The organism is Beduini sp. (assembly GCF_047239305.1).
GTDB lineage: Bacteria > Bacillota_I > Bacilli_A > Erysipelotrichales > Coprobacillaceae > Beduini.
In genome coordinates this window covers 63,724-84,250 of the sequence record NZ_JBKTEM010000009.1, presented here as the reverse complement: position 1 = coordinate 84,250, position 20,527 = coordinate 63,724, and the positions used below count along the sequence as shown (strand labels likewise).

24 protein-coding genes are annotated in these 20,527 nt (G+C 35.7%); 19 read left to right on the top strand and 5 right to left on the bottom strand.

Annotated elements, in window-relative coordinates; genetic code table 11:
* Window positions 1–23 precede the first annotated feature (23 nt).
* The 16 genes from ispD (at window position 24) to ACLRVU_RS11825 (ending at window position 13,226) form a co-directional block, all read left to right on the top strand.
* Window positions 24–668 (top strand): 2-C-methyl-D-erythritol 4-phosphate cytidylyltransferase, encoded by a 645-nt coding sequence (ispD, locus tag ACLRVU_RS11900; RefSeq protein ID WP_412892023.1) that lies wholly within the window; start codon window positions 24–26, stop codon window positions 666–668.
* Between the two features lie 207 nt (window positions 669–875).
* Complete coding sequence (rpsF, locus tag ACLRVU_RS11895) at window positions 876–1,157, top strand: 30S ribosomal protein S6 (protein WP_041138008.1); 282 nt, start codon at window positions 876–878, stop codon at window positions 1,155–1,157.
* An 11-nt stretch (window positions 1,158–1,168) separates the two neighbouring features.
* Entirely contained in the window at window positions 1,169–1,624 is a 456-nt protein-coding gene (gene ssb, locus ACLRVU_RS11890) for a single-stranded DNA-binding protein (protein ID WP_041138007.1), read from the top strand.
* Between the two features lie 19 nt (window positions 1,625–1,643).
* Window positions 1,644–1,874: a 30S ribosomal protein S18 gene (rpsR, locus tag ACLRVU_RS11885; RefSeq protein WP_041138006.1), complete on the top strand. Its 231-nt coding sequence runs from the start codon at window positions 1,644–1,646 to the stop codon at window positions 1,872–1,874.
* A gap of 273 nt (window positions 1,875–2,147) precedes the next feature.
* Window positions 2,148–3,083 (top strand): AEC family transporter, encoded by a 936-nt coding sequence (locus ACLRVU_RS11880; protein ID WP_412892022.1) that lies wholly within the window; start codon window positions 2,148–2,150, stop codon window positions 3,081–3,083.
* Window positions 3,084–3,407: 324 nt separating this feature from the next.
* Window positions 3,408–4,298 (top strand): DUF2232 domain-containing protein, encoded by an 891-nt coding sequence (locus ACLRVU_RS11875; protein WP_147551197.1) that lies wholly within the window; start codon window positions 3,408–3,410, stop codon window positions 4,296–4,298.
* 6 nt (window positions 4,299–4,304) lie between these two features.
* Complete coding sequence (locus ACLRVU_RS11870; RefSeq protein ID WP_412892033.1) at window positions 4,305–6,272, top strand: DHH family phosphoesterase; 1,968 nt, start codon at window positions 4,305–4,307, stop codon at window positions 6,270–6,272.
* Between the two features lies 1 nt (window position 6,273).
* The gene (gene rplI / locus ACLRVU_RS11865; protein WP_147551201.1) at window positions 6,274–6,720 is read left to right on the top strand and encodes a 50S ribosomal protein L9; all 447 of its coding nucleotides are present in this window, start codon (window positions 6,274–6,276) and stop codon (window positions 6,718–6,720) included.
* 15 nt (window positions 6,721–6,735) lie between these two features.
* A complete protein-coding gene (dnaB, locus tag ACLRVU_RS11860; RefSeq protein ID WP_412892021.1) occupies window positions 6,736–8,100 on the top strand; it encodes a replicative DNA helicase in 1,365 nt (454 codons plus the stop codon).
* 12 nt (window positions 8,101–8,112) lie between these two features.
* Entirely contained in the window at window positions 8,113–8,715 is a 603-nt protein-coding gene (locus ACLRVU_RS11855; RefSeq protein ID WP_147551205.1) for a thymidine kinase, read from the top strand.
* 436 nt (window positions 8,716–9,151) lie between these two features.
* Window positions 9,152–10,228 carry a peptide chain release factor 1 gene (gene prfA / locus ACLRVU_RS11850; RefSeq protein WP_412892020.1) on the top strand — a complete coding sequence of 359 codons (1,077 nt, stop codon included), beginning with the start codon at window positions 9,152–9,154 and terminating at the stop codon, window positions 10,226–10,228.
* Complete coding sequence (gene prmC, locus ACLRVU_RS11845) at window positions 10,225–11,088, top strand: peptide chain release factor N(5)-glutamine methyltransferase (protein WP_412892032.1); 864 nt, start codon at window positions 10,225–10,227, stop codon at window positions 11,086–11,088. The genes prfA and prmC overlap by 4 nt, the downstream gene beginning before the upstream one ends.
* Before the next feature lie 9 nt (window positions 11,089–11,097).
* Window positions 11,098–11,595 (top strand): GNAT family N-acetyltransferase, encoded by a 498-nt coding sequence (locus tag ACLRVU_RS11840; RefSeq protein WP_147551211.1) that lies wholly within the window; start codon window positions 11,098–11,100, stop codon window positions 11,593–11,595.
* A gap of 48 nt (window positions 11,596–11,643) precedes the next feature.
* Complete coding sequence (locus tag ACLRVU_RS11835) at window positions 11,644–11,919, top strand: hypothetical protein (RefSeq protein WP_412892019.1); 276 nt, start codon at window positions 11,644–11,646, stop codon at window positions 11,917–11,919.
* A 5-nt stretch (window positions 11,920–11,924) separates the two neighbouring features.
* A complete protein-coding gene (locus tag ACLRVU_RS11830; protein WP_412892018.1) occupies window positions 11,925–12,551 on the top strand; it encodes a hypothetical protein in 627 nt (208 codons plus the stop codon).
* Window positions 12,552–12,593: 42 nt separating this feature from the next.
* Window positions 12,594–13,226 carry a heavy metal-binding domain-containing protein gene (locus ACLRVU_RS11825; protein WP_412892017.1) on the top strand — a complete coding sequence of 211 codons (633 nt, stop codon included), beginning with the start codon at window positions 12,594–12,596 and terminating at the stop codon, window positions 13,224–13,226.
* A 260-nt stretch (window positions 13,227–13,486) separates the two neighbouring features.
* On the opposite strand, the gene ACLRVU_RS11820 is transcribed toward ACLRVU_RS11825, so the two are convergent.
* The 4 genes from ACLRVU_RS11820 to ACLRVU_RS11805 are packed head-to-tail and all read right to left on the bottom strand — an operon-like array spanning window position 13,487 to window position 17,430.
* A complete protein-coding gene (locus tag ACLRVU_RS11820) occupies window positions 13,487–14,485 on the bottom strand; it encodes a sugar kinase (protein ID WP_412892016.1) in 999 nt (332 codons plus the stop codon).
* 8 nt (window positions 14,486–14,493) lie between these two features.
* Window positions 14,494–15,234, bottom strand: coding sequence for a 2-dehydro-3-deoxy-phosphogluconate aldolase (gene dagF / locus ACLRVU_RS11815; protein WP_412892015.1), 741 nt, complete (start codon window positions 15,232–15,234; stop codon window positions 14,494–14,496).
* 1 nt (window position 15,235) lies between these two features.
* Entirely contained in the window at window positions 15,236–16,327 is a 1,092-nt protein-coding gene (locus ACLRVU_RS11810) for a DgaE family pyridoxal phosphate-dependent ammonia lyase (RefSeq protein WP_412892014.1), read from the bottom strand.
* Window positions 16,327–17,430, bottom strand: a complete 1,104-nt coding sequence (locus ACLRVU_RS11805) for an amidohydrolase/deacetylase family metallohydrolase (RefSeq protein ID WP_412892013.1) — start codon at window positions 17,428–17,430, stop codon at window positions 16,327–16,329. Before ACLRVU_RS11805 ends, ACLRVU_RS11810 begins: the two co-directional genes overlap by 1 nt.
* Before the next feature lie 147 nt (window positions 17,431–17,577).
* Here ACLRVU_RS11805 and ACLRVU_RS11800 point away from each other — a divergent pair, with 147 nt between their 5' ends.
* A complete protein-coding gene (locus ACLRVU_RS11800) occupies window positions 17,578–18,279 on the top strand; it encodes a GntR family transcriptional regulator (protein WP_412892012.1) in 702 nt (233 codons plus the stop codon).
* 176 nt (window positions 18,280–18,455) lie between these two features.
* Window positions 18,456–19,070 (top strand): ECF transporter S component, encoded by a 615-nt coding sequence (locus ACLRVU_RS11795; RefSeq protein WP_412892011.1) that lies wholly within the window; start codon window positions 18,456–18,458, stop codon window positions 19,068–19,070.
* Window positions 19,071–19,109: 39 nt separating this feature from the next.
* Here ACLRVU_RS11795 and ACLRVU_RS11790 read toward each other — a convergent pair whose 3' ends face one another.
* The gene (locus ACLRVU_RS11790) at window positions 19,110–19,979 is read right to left on the bottom strand and encodes a helix-turn-helix transcriptional regulator (protein ID WP_412892010.1); all 870 of its coding nucleotides are present in this window, start codon (window positions 19,977–19,979) and stop codon (window positions 19,110–19,112) included.
* 191 nt (window positions 19,980–20,170) lie between these two features.
* On the opposite strand from ACLRVU_RS11790, the gene ACLRVU_RS11785 reads away from it, so the two are divergent.
* Window positions 20,171–20,521 carry a hypothetical protein gene (locus ACLRVU_RS11785; RefSeq protein ID WP_412892009.1) on the top strand — a complete coding sequence of 117 codons (351 nt, stop codon included), beginning with the start codon at window positions 20,171–20,173 and terminating at the stop codon, window positions 20,519–20,521.
* The last annotated feature ends 6 nt before the right edge of the window (window positions 20,522–20,527 follow it).

Here is a 20,527-nt window from a genome sequence, read left to right as displayed (position 1 = left end):
TATAATACACATGGGTGATTTTTATGAACTATAGTGTAGTGATACCATGCGCAGGTATGGGAAAAAGAATGGGCTTAGGCTATAATAAGCTTCTTTACAAAATGGATGGACAAAAGACTATCATCGAAAAAACTGTTGGTATTTTTACCTCAGATGAGTATTGTGTACAAATCATTTTAGTGATTAGCCCGCAAGATCAAAAAGAATTTATAGATTTATTTGATTCTACAGAAAAAGTAGAATGGTGTTTAGGCGGAGAAGAAAGACAGGACAGCGTATATCAGGGATTATTGCGGGTTAAATCGGATTATGTGATGATTCATGATGGTGCCCGCCCTTATTTAACAAAAGACTGTATTAAGCGACTATTAACAGCTTTGGAACAATATGAGGCTTGCTTATTGATGGTACCGGCAAAAGATACAATTAAAATTGTGGATGAGGACGGTTTTGTGAAAGAAACACCAAATCGTACAAGTCTCATGCATGCACAAACTCCTCAGGCATTTAAAACAGAACTCATCAAAGAAGCCTACCGTTTAGCAAAAAAACAGCGTGTCTTAGGAACAGACGACGCTTCATTAGTTGAGATGATGTCAGATGTAAAAGTAAAGATAGTTGAAGGGGATTATGGCAATATCAAAATAACAACACCAGAAGATCTTTAAGGAATTTGTCAAAATAAAGTGTATAGAAAGATAGGTAGCAGCAGTCAAGCCATGTTTTATAAATAACGAAAAATGTTGGAAGATTCATAGTAATTTTTGTTTACAAAGGTCTAAGGGTATGCTAAAATGATAAAGCATGTAAAAATAATTTACTGCCTGCTTATATATTAAGTATAAGCCAATAGACCATAGGGAGGTGCACAAGAAATGAATAAATACGAAATTATGTTTATCCTTCGTCCTAATTTAGAAGACGATACAAGAGCTGCATTATTAGAAAATGTGAAAAACATTTTAACTGCTAATAATGGAACTGTTGACAATGTGAACGAATGGGGAGTACGTGAATTAGCGTATGAAATCAAAGACTTCACAAGAGGTTACTATGTCATTGTTGATACAACTACTTCAGCTGCAGATGTTGCTGAGTTAGATCGTTTATCAAGAATCAATGCCAACATTTTACGTCATATGATCATTCGTAAATAAGAGGTAGAGATATGATAAATCGTGTAGTATTGGTGGGGCGTATGACAAGAGACCCTGAACTTAGAAGAACGCCTTCAGGAGCAGCTGTAACAAGCTTCTCACTTGCAATTAACCGTAATTTTTCAAGTGCTAATGGAGAACGTCAGACAGATTTTATTAACTGTGTCGTTTGGAATAAAGCAGCGGAAAATGTTGAACGTTATTGTTCAAAAGGTTCTTTAGTAGGGGTAGAAGGAAGAATTCAATCACGTCAATATGATGCTCAGGATGGTACAAAGCGTACTGTTGTTGAGGTCGTGTGTGATTCTGTTCAGTTCTTAGAAACAAAGGCGGCTCGTGAAAAAGCGCAACCACAGATCGATACATCAAATCAATCATTCTATAATGTTGAGTCAAATGATTTTAGCAATGATTTTGACAATGTCAGCAATGCATTCGACATTATGGATGATGACATACAATTTTAATTAGGAAGGATGTGTAAACATGGCTTACAGAAAACAAAGAATGGGTAGAAAGAAAATTTGTTATTTCACAAAAAATAAAATTACTGAAATTGATTATAAAGATGTAGAATTATTAAAAAGATTTATTTCAGCTAATGGAAAAATTATCCCAAGACGTGTAACTGGTACAAGTGCTAAATATCAAAGAATGTTAGCAACTGCTATCAAAAGAGCTAGACAAATGGCTTTATTACCATACGTTGGCGAATAATTAAGTGTTTAAACCTTGGATTTTAATCTGAGGTTTTTCTTTTTTAGTGTATAACCAAACTATAATTTTCTAAGCAGCAAGAATTTGTATAGAAATATTATAGTTTTTTTGTTGGTACTATTTTGCTTAGTCTATTATAACTTAACAATGTATTTTCTCTCAGTGACTGCATTTCAACTATGCCTATTAAGTATAAACAGACATAAAATGTAGGTATTTGATATAGAAAACATAACTATGTATAATGATACCGATAAGAGAGGAGAAATTAATATGACAGCATTATCAACGTTATTTCCCGTCTTTTTTATGATTGGACTAGGTTTACTAGCAAGAATAAAAAAATGGATTACACCCGAACAAAAGGATGGCGCCAATAACATTGTTTTTAATATTTTATTTCCTATTATGATTTTTAATGTTCTGTTTACAGCGAAAATAGAAACTTCCGCAATATGGATTATTCTATATGTATTTATCGCTTTTAGCTTAGCCATTATAATGGGGAAAGTTTTAAGTCGCTTTACCGGCAAAAAGGTGGCACATATTTCACCTTATCTGCTAACTACTTGTGAAGGAGGAAATGTCGCTTTACCATTATATACTTCTATTGTTGGTTTGAGTTTTGCCAGCAATACTGTAATTTTTGATATTGCAGGGACTTTTATAGCGTTTGTGGTTATTCCGATCATGGTAGCCAAATCGACAGCAGGAAAAACAAGTGCAAAAGAACTGATGAAAACTATTTTCACAAACTCATTTGTCATCGCCGTCAGTCTTGCCTTAATACTGAACTTTACAGGAGCTTATGCCTATTTAAGTACAACACCGTTGATCGATATTTATACCAATACGATTTTGCAGGCAACGGGACCGATTGTCGGAATGATTCTGTTTATTATTGGTTATAATTTAAAAATTAGCAGGGAAACATTAGGCTCACTCATAAAACTATTAACGGTTAGAGTCTTATTTTACATCTGCGTGATTATCGGATTCTTTATTTTCTTCCCACACTTAATGGCAGATAAAATCTATAGAATCGCAGTCCTTATTTATTTTATGTGTCCGACCGGATTTGCGATACCAATGCTTGTATCACCTCTAAATAAATCAGAAGAAGATGCAGACTTTCAAGCCGCTTTTATATCATTATTCATGATTGTTACTTTAATTGTATATACATTTATTGTCGTTTTTGTTTATTAAACGATCATGCGGGCAGTGTATTAGGTAAATATATTTTAAATCGGATACAAGCAATATCAAATAGGCCATTATACAAGTTCAAATAACTCTGTGTACACTTAACTCTTGTAGAAACAGGAGTTTTTTTATTTTTGAATTTCTTTTAAAATTTTACTTAGTTTAAGTAAATCATAAATTGGCAGAGAATAAAATACTAAAGATATTACGCTACTAATTACAAATTGTGATAAAAAACAGTGGTCAAAAGGCTATAATTATATTAAAATGATATGAAAAACAATAGATAGACAATAAATATTTAAAATATGTAAATCGGGTGAGAAAATGAGACAGAAAAAAACAAGAAAAATCGTAGAAGGAGCGGCTATTTCCGCTATTTTTGGAACCCTCTTTTTAATTGATATGTACAGCGGAGGATTGTTTGGCTATTATTTATATTTTATACTGCCAACCTTAATTGTTTGGTATGGATATAAATATGAACTGAAAGATTCACTGACACTAAGTATAGCGATTTTCTTTATTACGCTATTTGTTGCATCGCCGCTTAGTCTTTATTATGCAATATCGGCATTGTTAGCGGGAATTGTAATTGGGTATTGTGTAAAAAAGAAAGTCAATGCTACGACTTTGTTTTTAGTGACAACCACCATAACTTTGCTCTCTAATATATTAATGTATACACTGTTTTCAAAGCTGTTTGAAATGGACTTGATCAGTGAAGCAACCTCAATTTACCATATGGTAGAAGGCTTTATGCCATCAGGCAGTATGATTGCTCTTGATATATTCTTACAATTTGTTCCATTAGTCATCTTCTTTATGGGGATTATTGAAGCCTATGTCATGATCCTTTTGATGATGCTCATTTTACCAAGGCTGAAAGTGCCGTTTTCATTCCGTTTTAATTTCTTATTGATGCAATTTCCCAAAGGCTTTGGTATCATAAGTCTTCTTATTATAGGACTGAATTATTTTATCGAGGGAGGCTTACTTCTTCATTATTTAGATGTTATTTTAAAAACAATCCTGATTGTTCAGGGCGCATCTCTTGTTGGGCTCTATTTTACTCTTAATAAAAAGATTGTTTTTTACTTCTTGTCAATGCTTTTAGTGATCATTCCTTATGTCTGGTATATCTATGGAATCCTAGGTTTTATTGACATAATGATTGGTATAAAGAAAAAATTACTGTATAATAAACATAAGCAGTAAAAGGTGGTGATTGAATTGTCAAAAACATTATTTAAGTATAGAAACGCTGTGATGTTTATCTTATTAGTTGAGTTTATTATTGTGGTTTCTATAAGTGCTTTAACGACATCCAGTTTCATATTAGCCTTAAGTTTATATATCTTTGTCAAAAACAGCATTATGATTGCGCTCTTGTATTTACTGTGTCGGCAATTTGATCAGGAACAGGTGGATATTTCAACGGTTTTAGGTGAAGATGTTGGAAATGCCTGTATCTTTGGTGGAATTGGTTTAATCATGTATGATGAGAATCGCAATATTATGTGGACGAGTGAACTTTTAAAAGAATTAGGCATGGACTTAGTTGGACAGAAATTATTAGAGTGGCAGCCGGGATTAGAAATCCTGTTTGAAGAAGAATCTGTGAAAATGATCGAGGCAAACAAGCGTCGTTTTGAAGTTTTCAATAATGCCAGTTCGCGTGTCCTCTATTTGCGTGATGTAACAGATTTTAATGAATTAAGTGAATCTTATCATAATGAGCGAGCAGTCTTTGGATATTTATCCATTGATAATTATGATGATACGATTGCAAGTGTGGATGAACAAAAAATGGCAATGATCCAATCCGCAGTCCGTAACGATATATCTAAATGGGCAAGTGATTATGGCATTGTATTGCGTCGTTTTAAATCAGACGGCTATATTTTAGTATTTAATGAACAAATTTATGATTCATTAGTGCATAATAAATTTGATATTTTGGAATTAATTAAAGAAGAAGCCGACAAACTAGGCGTAGTATTGACATTAAGTATGGGGATAGCAAGAAAGTATGATTCCTTAAAAGAATTGGAAGAAATGTCAGGCTCTGCTTTGAATCTTGCTTTTTCACGTGGTGGCGATCAAGTAGTTATTAAGTCAATGGATGAACAGATCCGCTTCTTTGGCGGAAATAGTGAAGCTTCATCCAAGAATAATAAAGTAAGAGCACGTGTTATTGCTAAAACCTTGCGTAGTTTAATTAAATCAAGCAGTAATGTTATGATTATGGGACATAAGCAATCCGATTTGGATTCCTTTGGCGGATCTCTAGGTATGTATAAGATTGTACAGTCTTATGGTATTCCAGCAAATATTATTATAGATGGCAATTCATTGGAAGATAAAACCGGGCGAGTAGTGACCGAAATGAAACAGCAGGAAGCCTATCAAGGCGTGATGATTTCACCGAATCGAGCGATTGAACTCACTAAGCCAACTACATTGCTTATCATAGTGGATAATCATAAACCATCATTAGCTATTGATCACAAGGTAATTGATGTTACAAAAAATGTAGTCGTGATCGATCATCATCGTCGCGGCGAAGAATTTATTGATTCACCGGTATTAACTTATATGGAACCTACTTCGTCTTCCACAGTTGAGCTCATTACAGAATTGTTTGATTATCAGGAATCAGCGATAAAGTTGACGGAAGAAGAGGCAACAATCATGTATGCGGGGATGCTGGTTGATACGAATAACTTTAGAGCTCGAGTTGGAGTGCGTACGTTCCAATCAGCAACAAAACTAAAAGAACAAGGGGCAAATGTTTGTACAGCCTATGAATATCTGGAAGACGATTTTAAAGATGTAATGGCACGTATCAGCATTATGCAGACAGCTTATCGCTATCAAAACAATATTTTAATTGCCTATAATAATGAAGATACGTATGTGAGTCGCGCGTTGCTGGCGAAAGTCGGAAATGAATTGCTGGCAACGGTCGGAATCGATGCAGTCTTTACATTAGGCTATATAGAAGAAGGAGAAGTCGCTATATCAGCACGTTCTTCAAGAAATATCAATGTACAGATTATTATGGAAGCACTTGGCGGCGGCGGACACTTTTCAATGGCAGCCTGTCAGCTCCATGATTATAAATTAGACGATGCTACCAATGAATTAGAGGTGCAGATCAGTCAGTATTTAGAAGAAAGAGGGGAATAAAATGAGAGTAATTTTAACTCAGGATGTAAAAAAATTAGGAAAAAAAGGCGATATCGTGAAAGTTGCAGATGGCTATGGACAAAACTATCTGATTAAGAATGGTTTAGCTGTGATTGCTACAGAAACCGGTAAAGAAATCGTCGCAGCCAATAAAGAAGAAGAAAAACTTCAGGATGCATTAAATAAAAAGAATGCAGAATCTTTGAAGGAAGTGATCGAAAAGATTACTTTAGACTTCAAAGTGAAAGCCGGAGAAGGAGGACGTGTGTTTGGTGGGGTTTCAACTAAGCATATCGTGGAAAAACTTCAAAGCGAACATGATATTAAAGTGGATAAACGTAAATTCTTAGATGCTAAACCGGCTCAAAGCTTGGGAACAACGAAATATAAAGTAGAGTTATATAAAGGAGTCATTGCAGAATTAAAAGTCCATTTGACGCAAGATTAGTAGGGAGGGGTTAAAATGCCAAATACCTTACCTCATGATACAGAAGCGGAGCGTTCCATTCTAGGAGCCATGCTGTTATCTAAGGAAGTATGCTATGAAGTGATCGGTTCACTAATGTCGGAAGACTTTTATTTGGATCGACATCGTATGATTTATGATACGATGATCGATATACATAAAAAGAATATGCCGATTGATATCACAACTTTGACCGCTCATCTAAAAGATAAGCAAATCTTAGATAAAGCAGGTGGTGTGGAATATCTTTTGGAATTAAGTGAATCCGTTCCGACAACTGCGCACAGCCGTTACTACATGCGGATTTTAGAAGATAAATCAATGCTACGCAAACTGATAAAAGAAGCTACTTCCATAATTGAAAAAGCAACGGGTGAAGTGGATGATGTCGGTGACTTTGTCGGAGAAACAGAAAAGGATTTATTATCAGTTACCCGTGACCGAAACTCAGGAGAATTTAAAAATATTAAACAGGTTGTTCAGAACGTGACTGACCGTTTAATGCTTTTAAGCAGTCAGGGTGGAGAAATATCAGGGCTAAAGACAAACTATTATGCCTTAGATAAAATTACTTCCGGTTTGCAAAAGGGAGATTTAATTATTTTGGCAGCACGTCCTTCTGTCGGAAAGACGGCGTTTGCCTTAAACCTAGCGACCAATATTGCTTATAAATCGAAAGAGCCGGTTGCTGTTTTCTCTTTGGAAATGCCTGCTGAACAATTAGTCAGCAGAACTATTTCCTCAATGGGCGGAATTGACAGCAATCAGATCCGAACAGGTGAAATTATTAAAACAAACTTGAATCGTTATCATGCCGCTGCTGACCGTGTGTCACAGTGCAATTTGTATATCGATGATGGAGCCGGAATAAAAATTAATGATATCATTGCAAAGTGCCGTCGTTTAAAACAAGAGCATGGCTTATGCTTAATTGTGATTGACTACCTACAGTTGATTACCGGAAGCGGCAGAAGCGACAGCCGTCAGCAGGAAGTATCGGATATCTCACGTCAGCTTAAGGCATTAGCCAGAGAATTAGAAGTACCGGTGATCGCATTGTCACAGTTATCGCGTTCAATTGAAAAGCGTGAAGATAAGCGACCGTTAATGTCCGATTTGCGTGAATCGGGAGCAATCGAACAGGATGCCGATATTATAGCATTCCTGCATCGTGAAGATTATCAAAAGACTGAGGATGGTCAGGTTGAAAATGCCGGACCGGTTAAAATTATCATTTCTAAACATAGAAATGGGGCTTTAGGCGAAGTAGATTTATTATTTGAAAAGAATTTCAGTCGTTTCAGTAATATTGATAATCGCTATAAAGAACAAATCGAAGGAACAAAAGATTTAAGAACTTAGAGGTAAAACAGGATGTATCATCAATATAGAGAAGGCTGGCTGGAAGTCATTTGCGGATGTATGTTCGCAGGTAAAACGGAAGAATTGATCCGAAGAATAAATGTCTTGAGCTATGCGAAAAAGAAGATTGTGATTTTTAAACCAAGAATTGACAACCGTTATTCGGAAAAACAAATCGTATCTCATTCAGGGACACGCATTGACTGTATCGCTGTGGATAAATCAGTTGATATTTTAGATTATGTCAGTAAAGATCCGGAAATTGATGTCGTCGCTATTGATGAAGTTCAATTTTTAGATAAAGACATCGTTGAAATCTGTGATTATCTGGCGGATCAAGGAAAACGTGTAATGGTTGCAGGATTGGATAAAGATTTTAGAGGAGAACCATTTGGGGTTATGCCGGAGTTATTAACAAGAGCAGAATTTGTAACAAAATTAACTGCAGTCTGTGCAAAATGCGGAGCACCGGCAACACGAACACAGCGTTTGATTAATGGTGAACCGGCTTCATTTGATGATCCGATTGTACTGGTTGGTGCTACGGATCACTATGAACCACGCTGTCGCCATTGCCATAGCGTGCCTGACAAACCTAAATTAAAAAAACTTTAAATGTTCATAAATAATTCATATAGAATTGTTATTATATGTTTGTCAAAGGACAACATAATAATAACTGTAGGAAAAACTCTCCCAAACAATTAACCTACAAAATTTCCCCATAAAAGACAATCGCTCTGGTAACAGTGATTGTCTTTTTGTATAAACAATGATATGTATTTTTATTTAAACATTTTTATAGAGTTCATATTTAATTCATATTTATTGAGTATTATATTCTATGTCGAAGGACAATAATAATAATGTAGGTGCCCCTCTCCCAAAATAAGCACCTACACTAATCCCCAAGGTACTGCAATGCTGCAGTACCTTTCCCCATTTAGTCAATTAATCATGAGAAAATCATGATTTTTTTGTTTCTAGTAGATTATATTTTGATTATTTATATATAATAGTATATAATATTAAAGATTTGGAGGTATAAACCATGAACAACATGATTGATAGATTAGAATCGATGGAGAGACGATATGAAGAGTTAAATCAAATGCTGATGGATCCTAGTATCGGAGAAGACATCAAGAAAATGACAGAAGTAACAAAAGAGCAAGCCAGCTTGCAAAATGCTTATGATTTATATCAGGAATACAAAAAAGTAACAACTGGCATTGAAGAAGCAAAAGAACTTGCAAAGGAAAATGATCCGGAAATTAAAGAAATGGCTAAGATGGAATTAGCCGAACTGGAAGAAAGATTAATAGAAGTGGAAGAAAAGCTGCACTTAGAGTTAATTCCAAAAGATCCAAATGATATGAAAAACGTTATTGTAGAAATTCGTGGAGCAGCAGGTGGAGATGAAGGAAATATTTTTGCCGGGGACCTTTATCGTATGTATACAAAATATGCAGAATCTCAAGGATGGTCTATAGATTTAATGGAAGCAACCGAAGCCGAAGCCGGAGGATTTAGTAATATTTCTTTCATGGTAAAAGGAGACGGCGTTTATTCAAAGTTGAAATTTGAATCAGGATCTCATCGAGTACAGCGTGTACCAAAGACGGAAACACAAGGAAGAATTCATACTTCAACGGCAACGGTATTAGTGATGCCGGAAGCGGAAGAAGTCGATGTAGATATTAATCCGGGTGATTTACGTATTGATACTTACCGTGCTTCGGGAGCCGGTGGTCAGCATATCAACAAAACCGATTCAGCAGTGCGTATTACCCACTTGCCAACGGGAATTGTTGCCTCAAGCCAGGACGGGCGCAGCCAGCATGATAATAAAGATAAAGCGATGAAAGCTTTAATCACAAGAATTTACGATAAGATGATTACAGAACAAGAACAAGCAATCGGCAGTGAAAGAAAAAGCAAGATCGGAACCGGAGATCGTGCAGAAAAAATCAGAACTTACAACTATCCGCAGAATCGTGTGACAGATCACCGCATCGGATATTCTGTACAACAATTGGATCGTATCATGGAAGGACGCATTGATGATTTAATCACAGCGTTAGTCAATGAAGATCAGCGCTTGAAATTAGCTGGAGAAGAACAATAATGACTGTCAGGGAATTAATACGTCAAACGGAAAAACAACTGGAAGAACAAGGAAAAGACATCCAAGTAGCAAAAGTATGGTTCTATCATCTTGCCAATAAAGAGCCTCATGAACTTTATTTAATGATGGATGAAGAAGTCGATGAAGTTGTTTTAACTTCCTTTCAAGATGGAATAAATGAATATTTAAAAGGAAGACCCATACAATATATCAAGGGTGTTGAAAACTTTTTTGGTCGGGATTTCATTGTGAACCAGGATGTTTTAATTCCCCGTTATGAAACTGAAGAATTAGTTGAACATATTTTATACGCTATTGATGATTATTTTGAAGATTTGGATCATATCAATTTATGTGATGTGGGGACCGGAAGTGGAGCTATTGCAGTGTCTTTAAAATGTGAAGAACCACGTTTAAAGGTATGGGCAACGGATATTTCTCATAAGGCATTGGAAACGGCAAAAAAGAATGCCGAACACAATGGTGCAAAGATTACATTTATGCAGGGTGACATGGTACAGCCATTGATCGATGCAGGAATTAAAGTGGATATCTTTGTCTCTAATCCGCCTTATATTCCTTCTCAGCAGGAAATCGAAAGTGTAGTAAAAGACCATGAACCCCATGTTGCCTTATTTGGCGGACAGGACGGACTTTATTTTTATCGTCAGATCTTTAATAGTGTTGAAGCCATTTTAAAAGATAAAGCTGTTTTAGCTTTTGAAATGGGATATGATCAAAAAGAAGACATGGAAAAAGAAGTTAAACATTATTTCCCTGATTATCCTTTTGAAATATTAAAAGATATCAATGGGAAAGATCGTATGCTGTTTATTTATAAAAATATCAGTAAGAAATAAGGTGATCACTTGTTTGGATTTATTCAAACCAAACGGTTGAGAATTCGACCATTGGAAGAAAGAGATATTTATCCTTTATTTGAATACCGTCATCTCGATGAGATTAAACGCTACCAGTCATGGGATGACTATTCAATTGAAAAAGCAACGGAATTAGTCAGACGTAATAAAATGCATCCCTTTACTGGCTATTTTGATTGCGGAAACTTTGCTGTCGAATACCATGGTGAAATGATTGGCGATCTTTTTATCGGCGTGAATGTCAATAATCCGCAAAGCGTGAGTATTGGCTATACGTTTCATCCCGCCTATCATCATATGGGATTTGCCCGCGAAGCGGTCAGTGCGATGATTGACTATTTATTCATGTATTATAAAAAGAATGAAATTGATGCCTATGTCATGGAAGGGAATGTGGCTTCTATGCGTTTACTTATTTCATTAGGGTTTCAGCTCATTGATTATGATGAGAAATACGGTGACTATTTTTTTAGATTGCTAAAATAATAGTCTTTTTTTATTATCTTTGTTAGAATAGAGGTGGAAGGTGAAAACATGGATAAACAAACAATAAAAAACTGGATAGGCGATACATCTGAACTTTTCACAAGTACCGCAGAATTATTAGATAAAACTGCTCTTATCTTAGAAGATGAAGCTTATAACGATCAGGATGGTAAACAGATTATTGATACGATTTACCAAGTATTAGGAGAAAATGGCGACAAGATGCAGAAATATCTTATTCATTGTGTATGCAGTGAACTGACTAAAAGCAGTTTAGACCCTATCAAAATTGAAAAATGGTATGATGCTTTAATAAAGGAGTAAATGAAATGTTAGAAATCAAAAACAGCAGTGTGATGAATTTTGAAAATGCTATTCGTGGAGCCCGCAACCCGATGAATAGTTGGAATCGTATGGATAGTGCTTATGATGAAAAAGGGCAGTATATATTAGGACCCAATGATTTAAATTTAGCGATGCGCTTAGCTAAGGCCGGAAGCGATCATCGTAAATATTTACGTCAGATTTTTGTTTCTGTTGATATTACGGCTCCATTATATTGGTGGAAAGAATTTGATACATACAAGGTAGGAACTGTTGCCAATTCCACTTCAACGATGCACAAAATAGCGAGCAAGCGTTTTGCAATCGATGATTTTTCGCATGACCATATGAACACAGAAACATTAGCCTGCTTAAATCAGATTGTTGATACTTTAGAAACCTTACGTCAGCAATATTTAGAAACAAAAGATAAGACAGTTTGGTACAGCATGATTCAATTGCTTCCAAGCAGTTATCAGCAAATGCGCACTTGCAGTATGAACTATGAAACACTGATCAATATTTACTATGCACGAAAACATCATAAATTGGCAGAATGGCATACTGTTTGTGATTGGATTGAAACACTGCCTTATGCAAAAGAATTAATTTTAATTAAAGATGAAAAATAAAACAAAAGGACGATTATGTCCTTTTTTGCTAGGAGGAAAAAAATGGCAGTTTGTATGAATTGTGGTAAAAAGACCGGAATGCGTAATCCTGAATATTATTTGGATTCAGATATGACTCAGGTATTATGCGGAGAATGTTATAAGAAGTTGGAACATTTTCAGATTAAATCAAATGAAAGTGATATTCAAAAATTAGATGAAACATTTAAGCTGATTCAAACGGAAATGGAAAAACATCAGTTTAACGATGAAACTAAGACAGCCATTATTCGTTATTTACAAAAGCGACGAGCAAAGATTGAACGAAATATTTTTGAAGAAAAGAAAAAATATGTGGATCTGAGTAATATGAGTACACATATGCTGACCACTGGATATAATTTTGAAGGATATGAAATCAGCGAGTATCTAGGGATAATCAGCGGACAATCTGCTTTAGGTTCCGGTGCATTCAGTGGCTTGAGTGCTTCTGCAAGTAACTTTTTAGGAACAGAATCCAGTTATTTTGGCAATCGTCTGATTGAATCGAAAGAAAGTGCGACACGTGAATTGATTGTCAGTTCTTTGATGAAAGGCGGCAATGCTATTATTGGCATTGATTTTGACTATATCATCATTGAAGGGTTAATTACTGTCATAGCCAATGGGACAAATGTTAAAATAACAAAGAAATAAATGTGAGTACTGCTTATCTGTTTTTGCATAATATGAGACTTGATAAACTTCTTTAAATTTCTACTATAAAATTATAGAATCAGGGATCTGTTAAACAGTCTATAAAAAATGAACTCTTATATTAATGAGTTCATTTTAATTTGGAAATAGTTAAAAAGCGAAAAAGGGGAGAATGATGGGGATAAAATAGATGGTACTTGATGTTTGATGAATGATTAAGAACTATCAAATAAAAAAGAACTAAAGATTGCTTTAGTTCTCTATCGCTTAATATCACTGCTTCCGTTTTTTAGATAATCCTCAATATCCTGTTTTGTTGTGATTGGACTGTCACCATAGGTTGTATGAGCCAACATTCCGGAAACTGCAGCATAATTGATAAGGTCATCATCGTTGTAGTGGTGCAATATGCCATAAATGGCTCCGGCAGCAAATCCATCACCCCCACCAACACGATCATAAATAGTTAAGGGATAAACCTGACTTAAAGTAAGACGATCTTGTCTACAAATATATCCTTGAATTGAATGCTCTGTTCGTCTAGTGCCTAAGACAGCCTGAAGATTATATTTTTTAATCATCTGCCCTAGTAAGTCGGTCAATGCTTCTGTTTCATTGAAGGAAGCGGAGCAAGATAGGTCTAAAAGCAGTTGGGCATCTTTACTGCCGGCAAAGACAAAATCCGCTTGACATAAAACCAATTCGTAGATTTCCTTGATCTCCTGATGACTTGCCTTGCTCCAAAGTGATGGTCTGAAGTTACAGTCAAATACGACTTTAATCCTTTTTTTATGTGCTTTTTTAATAAAAGCTAGGGCAGTTTGACGAGTGTTCTCTCCTAAAGCTAATGAAATACCGCAGATGTGAAGAATATCCATTCCCTCGAGAATCGTATCAATATCATAATTCTCCAGTGTACTTTGCCCAAATGAGCTTTCTTTTCGATTTAGATAAGTGACCTGACTGGCACGACTGCCATAACCGGCTTCTAAAAAATAAATTCCGATATGATCCCCTTGATAATCTACATAATCATCTTTGATTCCCAACTGGCGAAGATGTCCTGCACCGGCTTTGCCGACAGCGTTATTCGGCAGGACAGTTGTCAGATAGACTTCTTCTCCCATTTGATAAAGTCCTGATAAAATATTTACGCCTGTACCTGTATATAAAAACTTTAATTCGTCGCCTTGACTTAGCATCTTATAATCCGGCGGCATCAACCGCATCATCACTTCACCAAATGCTAATATTTTCATATCTCCACCTACTTTGTCAGCTTCTGCATGATATCATATAATACTTTAACATCCTCTATGCGAGTAAGTTTAGTTTCGGAATCAATAATTGAACTGTAAACATGCGGGATTACTTTCTTTACACCGTTGTCTAAAGCAATTCTACAGATTTCTTCAAAGTTATCTAAATCAATTCCTCCGGTTGGCTCCAACATAAAGTCATTGCGTGCACAGGCCTGACAAACCTCCACAAATTCGTCACGGGTAGCTAAGCCTTTCATCGGGAAGAATTTAACAGATGAACACCCCATATCCTTAAGCATCAAGATAGCAGTATCTACAGGAATAATTGCATCTTTTCCAGTTGAACTTAACGGTCCGGTAGAGACCTTTACCATTCCTACAGTTCCGGTTGGCGAAATTAAACCATTGACTACTGTTTCATTTTGTCCTAAGAGGGCTCTAGTGGCAGCAACACCGGTAAAAACCTGATTCACATGACGTGGCTGAATGTAACGTGAAATTTCACTAACCATTTTAGATTGATTAGGATCTCCGGCTCCTAGTCCCACTGATATGCAGTTATCGACAATGGCAGCATATTTCAGCATGTCTTCGATCGCTTCTTCATTTGTCGGATAATTTTTTGACAATAATCCTAGCAAAATATGCCCCCTTGTTGCTTCATATAATTCCTTGGCGTTTTCTAATGAACCGGTCAGTACATTTAGACAGATCTTATCATTTAAATAATTTGGTGTTTTTTTCATATTATTCTCCTATTATTTCTTTAATTTTATTATAGATCATCGTTAATTCATTATCATCGACATCTCGAATATCAATTTCAATTTGCCCTAAATTGGCTTTGTAGTCACGTGTATAGATATGGATCGATCCGCTTTTTAATTGTTTGCTTACTTCCAAAGCACTGATATTTTCAAAGGTTATTTCACTGCGGACAATCGGTCTTCCGGCTCCGTCTTGAACACATTTAGCGCTTACTCCGTTAAGCCTGTTTAACTCTTGATTAAAAGGTTCAAGACGTGCTTTTTGCTCTTCGATAGTTAACTGGGGTGTTTTTAAATAACGTTCGATTGCTGCGGTCAGCCCAATAATATTTTCTTTACCTACTTTCATAACTCTGCCTATTCCACAATATTGAAGCTTAATCATCTCGATGAAATCTTGTCTGCCGATTATTAAACCGGCAGTCGGCCCACATAAAGCTTTTGTTCCGCTGTAAATCACACAATCGCTGCCATAGTTGTAATATTTCACTAAATCTGCCTCTGCGGCTGCATCTACGATGACTGGCAAATGATAACGATGCCCTAATTTAATAAAGGCTTTCATATCCGGCATTCCTTTTTGAACACAATGATGAGATTTAACATAAAGCATTGCCACCGTATTTTCTGTAATACAGCTTTCAACACTGTCTAAAGTACACTCATTAGCATAGCCGGCTTCTACCACCTTAGCGCCTCCTAATGACATTGTGACTTCTATTGCTGTACCATAGTTCACATTATGCCCTTTACATATAATGACTTCTCTTTTTTGATTTTTGGCTTCATATAGATTCATAATTTTATGATTGTCATCATGACAAATGGCAGCGGCAACCGCCTGTGCGATTCCCCCAGAAGCACTGTTCACAATATAGGCACTTTCAACCTTTAATAGGTTGGCGATATATCGACCAGTTTGATCTAGCAGATCCTTTATTTCAAAGAAACTGCCATATCCCATACTGCATTGATCAATAATTTCCTGATTGACTTTTGAACCGCCAAGAATAGTCATTTTTCCGGAAGCATTGATGACTTTACTCACTTGATACTTTTCAAATACGTTCATTATTTATCCTCCGTAAGATTATAAAGTTGATTTTTCACGATTACGTTAGTCGGTGTGATGCTTTGGTGATAAGTCATCACTTTCCCTGATGAATCTTTTAACTCGATGTCTTTTTCTTCTAATCTAAAGATAGTAAAGTCAGCAGTTTTGCCTACTTCGATTTTACCGAAGTGACTTAAATTAAATAATTTTGCCGGCATATTTGTGACTTTATCAATTACTTGGTTCAATGAATACCCTATTGCTAATAATTTAGTCATTGTTGTCGCTAAATCGTAAACCGGTCCATTGATGCGGTTGCGAAAGTAAATATCACTGCTGATCGTATCTGCCATGATTCCATTGTCTAAAGCAAGTTTGGCAACATTGAAAGAAAAGCTGTCGGTGCCATGCCCTAAATCCAAATAAATTCCTTTTTCAATAGCTTTATAAACACATTCTTTTATTTGATTACCGTCTTTAATACCATTTTCTTTAGGATTGAAGATATGGGTAATAATATCCCCTTTATCCAATGAATCCATAATCTCCTCAAGTTTGCTTGGGGCGCTGCCAATATGCACCATCAATGGCAGATTCAGTTCTTTTTGAAGTTCCTTGGCAAAATGTAGGGGCTGATTTCCTGAATCTCCTAATACGGATTTTGACATTCTAGCTTTGATCCCGATAATAAACTCCGGATATTTCTGATAAGCCTCCAGTATTTCTTGACGTTTTAAATGGTTCAGATCCGCTAATTCATTTTGTGCATAAATTCCGGTACACGCTATATTAAGTAAAGAATAGACACGTGTTTTCGCTTTTGATGCCTGTTGGTATAATTCATCGATCGTATCACTTCCTGATGTTCCGGCATCTACCACGGTACAGACACCTTGGCGATAGCCAACTAGATCCGCTTTGTCTCCATAAGTTTCAAACTTATTAAAACAATGCGTATGGATATCCATCCATCCCGCACTAACAAAATCATTACCGAATGAAATGATTTGTTCATTGCTTTCGATATTGGCCGCGATCTCTTTAATAACACCTTTGTGTACTAAGATGTCAACCACTTGTCCATCAGTCAAACGAGCTTTTTTTATTAAATAGTTTTCCATTCACTTCACTCCTCTCTTTTAAATAAATCATCTGTGCAAACTTTTCAAATACATAATAACATTATAATGTTTTGATGTAAACATCATAATGTTATATTTTTGTTTTGTTTTTAATAAGATATGATATAATAGTGGCGAGGTGAAATCATGTCAGCAAAATTACCATTATATTATTCCATAATGTTATCTATAAAAGAACTCATTTTAGATGGCACTTATCCTATTGGCAGTTTACTGCCAACCGAAACGGATTTTGAAAATCAGTTTAACGTCAGCAAAATCACCGTTCGAAAAGCTGTCGAACTGCTTGAAAATGAAGGGTATGTGTCAAAAAAAAGCGGTAAGGGAACAACGGTTATATCTAATTCTTTAATCAATCGATTATCAAAAGGAGAGTCCTTTTCAAGTATTCTGAATAAAAGCGGCTATCAGTTAAAAAAAGAAGATATGAAAAGTACTTTTATTTCATTAGTTCCGCAAAATGAGCTTTATTCTATCTTCGGCGATCATTGTCTGAAGATTGAACGTACTTATTATTTAGATGGCAAGCCCTATATTTTTATGACTCACTATCTTCCGGGAGACTTAACCCTTGATGAAAAAATCGACGCTAAAGATTTCTCGATTTATCATTTTTTACATCAGCATAAGTATAATCCGCAAAGCTTTGATGATGATTTTTTTGTGGATTATCCGCCTAAACATGTTTTAAATATTTTAAATACAACAGATCAGGCATTGCTTTGCCGTAAACGTACGACTTGTGATCTCGAACATCGAATCATCGAAGTCTCTTATTCGATTTATAATACGAAGATACATCATTATCAGATTTCTCTGCAAGTGTAATTGCGGAGTTTTTTCTTATGATTACAGGTAAAAAACAAATGACTTTCTTTCATCCTTTCGCTATAATAAAAATGCCTAAAAGATCTTTGGCAGTGATCCGATGACACTGACCTTCTTATAAAAGGCAAATATTATAGACGCATGGCATCCTAGTAGGAGCGATAGTGGAGGAAAAAATGAAAAATAAGAAAATTTTTAGGATGGCTTTTTTAGCGATGATGATCGCTATTCTTGTCATGATGATGTTTACCCCGTTAGGGTATATTCCCTTAGGGGTATTACGTATTACGACAATGCATATTCCCGTTTTGATTACGGCAATGGTATTAGGCAAAAAAGAAGGAATGCTGATGGGGGCTTTATTTGGGATCAGCTCAGTGATCATCAATACATTGCAGCCCACTTTAACTTCTTTTGTGTTCTCTCCCTTTATTACGGTGGGAACAGTAAACGGAAATGGATATAGTTTGATTATTGCGGTTTTGCCAAGAATACTGTTGGGCTGGAGCAGCGGCATGATCTATGAACGACTTGCTTCATATAAAAATGAAACTAGTCGGATCATACTCAGTGCATTTGTAGGAACATTAACGAATACTCTTTTAGTATTAGGTGGGATTTATCTTTTCTTTGGATCTGCTTATGCGGCAGTCAGAGGTATTGAATATTCAACCTTGCTCACCGTTTTGCTGACAACGATTCTAACAAATGGTATTTTAGAGATTTTGCTGGCGTTAGTCATTTGTCTAGCGGCAGTAAAAGCGTTGCAAACAAGAAAACTGAAATCATAATGATACCCCGATAACATATTTATGCTATCGGGGTATTTGTTATTTAATAGGCACTAATTCAATATACCCTCTTGTTCCGATAGGTTCAAGCTGAATCCTTGGATTGTCATGGTCCCATTGATAATGAATAACGGCCGGATCATATTTTTCAATAGCGGATTGAAGCAGTTCAATAGCTTCACAGTAATCTTCTTCGTTAAACGGTTCTCCTTGAAACATTAGATATTTAGAAGCTGGCAATTCGATGATATCTAGCCCGTTTGGAATGACATCGTCATATTCTAAAGGTACTTCTGCACCTTGAACATATTGAGATGTTTGTGGTAGTTGATAACGTTCAGGAAGCCAAAGACAAATTGGTTCACCACTGATAGATTTGATGCTTTGAAGAAGCCCCCAAACATCACACCCCACTTCTTCACAGTAAGACCAGTAATCATTCGCATGAATGCCTCTTTTCACAATAACCTTTCGGGCAGGTTTATCAATGACTTGAATAAAAATATTTTTTGAATCCAACATATGCATTCTCCTTTCAATATGTCTGAATTTAACGCCATAAGGAGTAAATAAGTATATGGGTATCGGATGTGCGGCATATTCGCTGGGATTACACCCGAATTCTCGCTGAAAAGCTCTCTGATAGCCATCGACACTTTTAAAACCTAAGTCAAATGCAATTTCAATAATCTTGCATGGCTCATCACGAAGTCTAAGGGCAGATCTTGATAGTCTCAGCTTGCGAATATATTCTGCCGGAGACAATCCCAGTTGTTTGATGAATAAACGACGAGAATACCAGGGAGAAAACAAAGATGCTCTCGATAAATCGGCAGGTGTAATATCTTGTTCTAAATGGGCTTCAATGTAATCCTGCATACGCTGTACCGCTTCAATTTGTTCTAGCATAAATATTCCTCCTTACATTTTCAATTATAGGCTTATTTTGTGTTAGCTTCTCGACCATTTTAGCTAATATGTTTAATGATCTGAATTTATTATACGTATTAAATAAGTAGAAAGAAATAAAGTATCCCAATTTCTTTTCTTTTGGGTTTAAAAAAGGCGGGAATGGCCATAATCCAAATGAGGTGAGAAACATGTTTAGAAAAATATTTTGTACCTTTTTAATTGGCATGACACTGTCCAATCCTACATCTTCCAAAACTTTCAATATTGTCGCTAATTCAAATACAAAAGAAGATATCGCAGAGATGTATCAATATAAAAATGAAATAATCAAAAGTTATCAGGAAATGATAACCGGAGTAAGTGAAGAAGAAGTCATGGAAGATTTAACTGTCCTTTATCCACAAATGTATTATGAAAATAATCAAGTAGTTTTGGTTATCGGTGAAGGAAAAGGAAAGAGTATCAGCGGGGAATTAAAAAAAGATTACTGTGAGGTAGATGTAAAGCCTAAATCATTTATTGGCAGTTTGTTTGAATAGCACGAT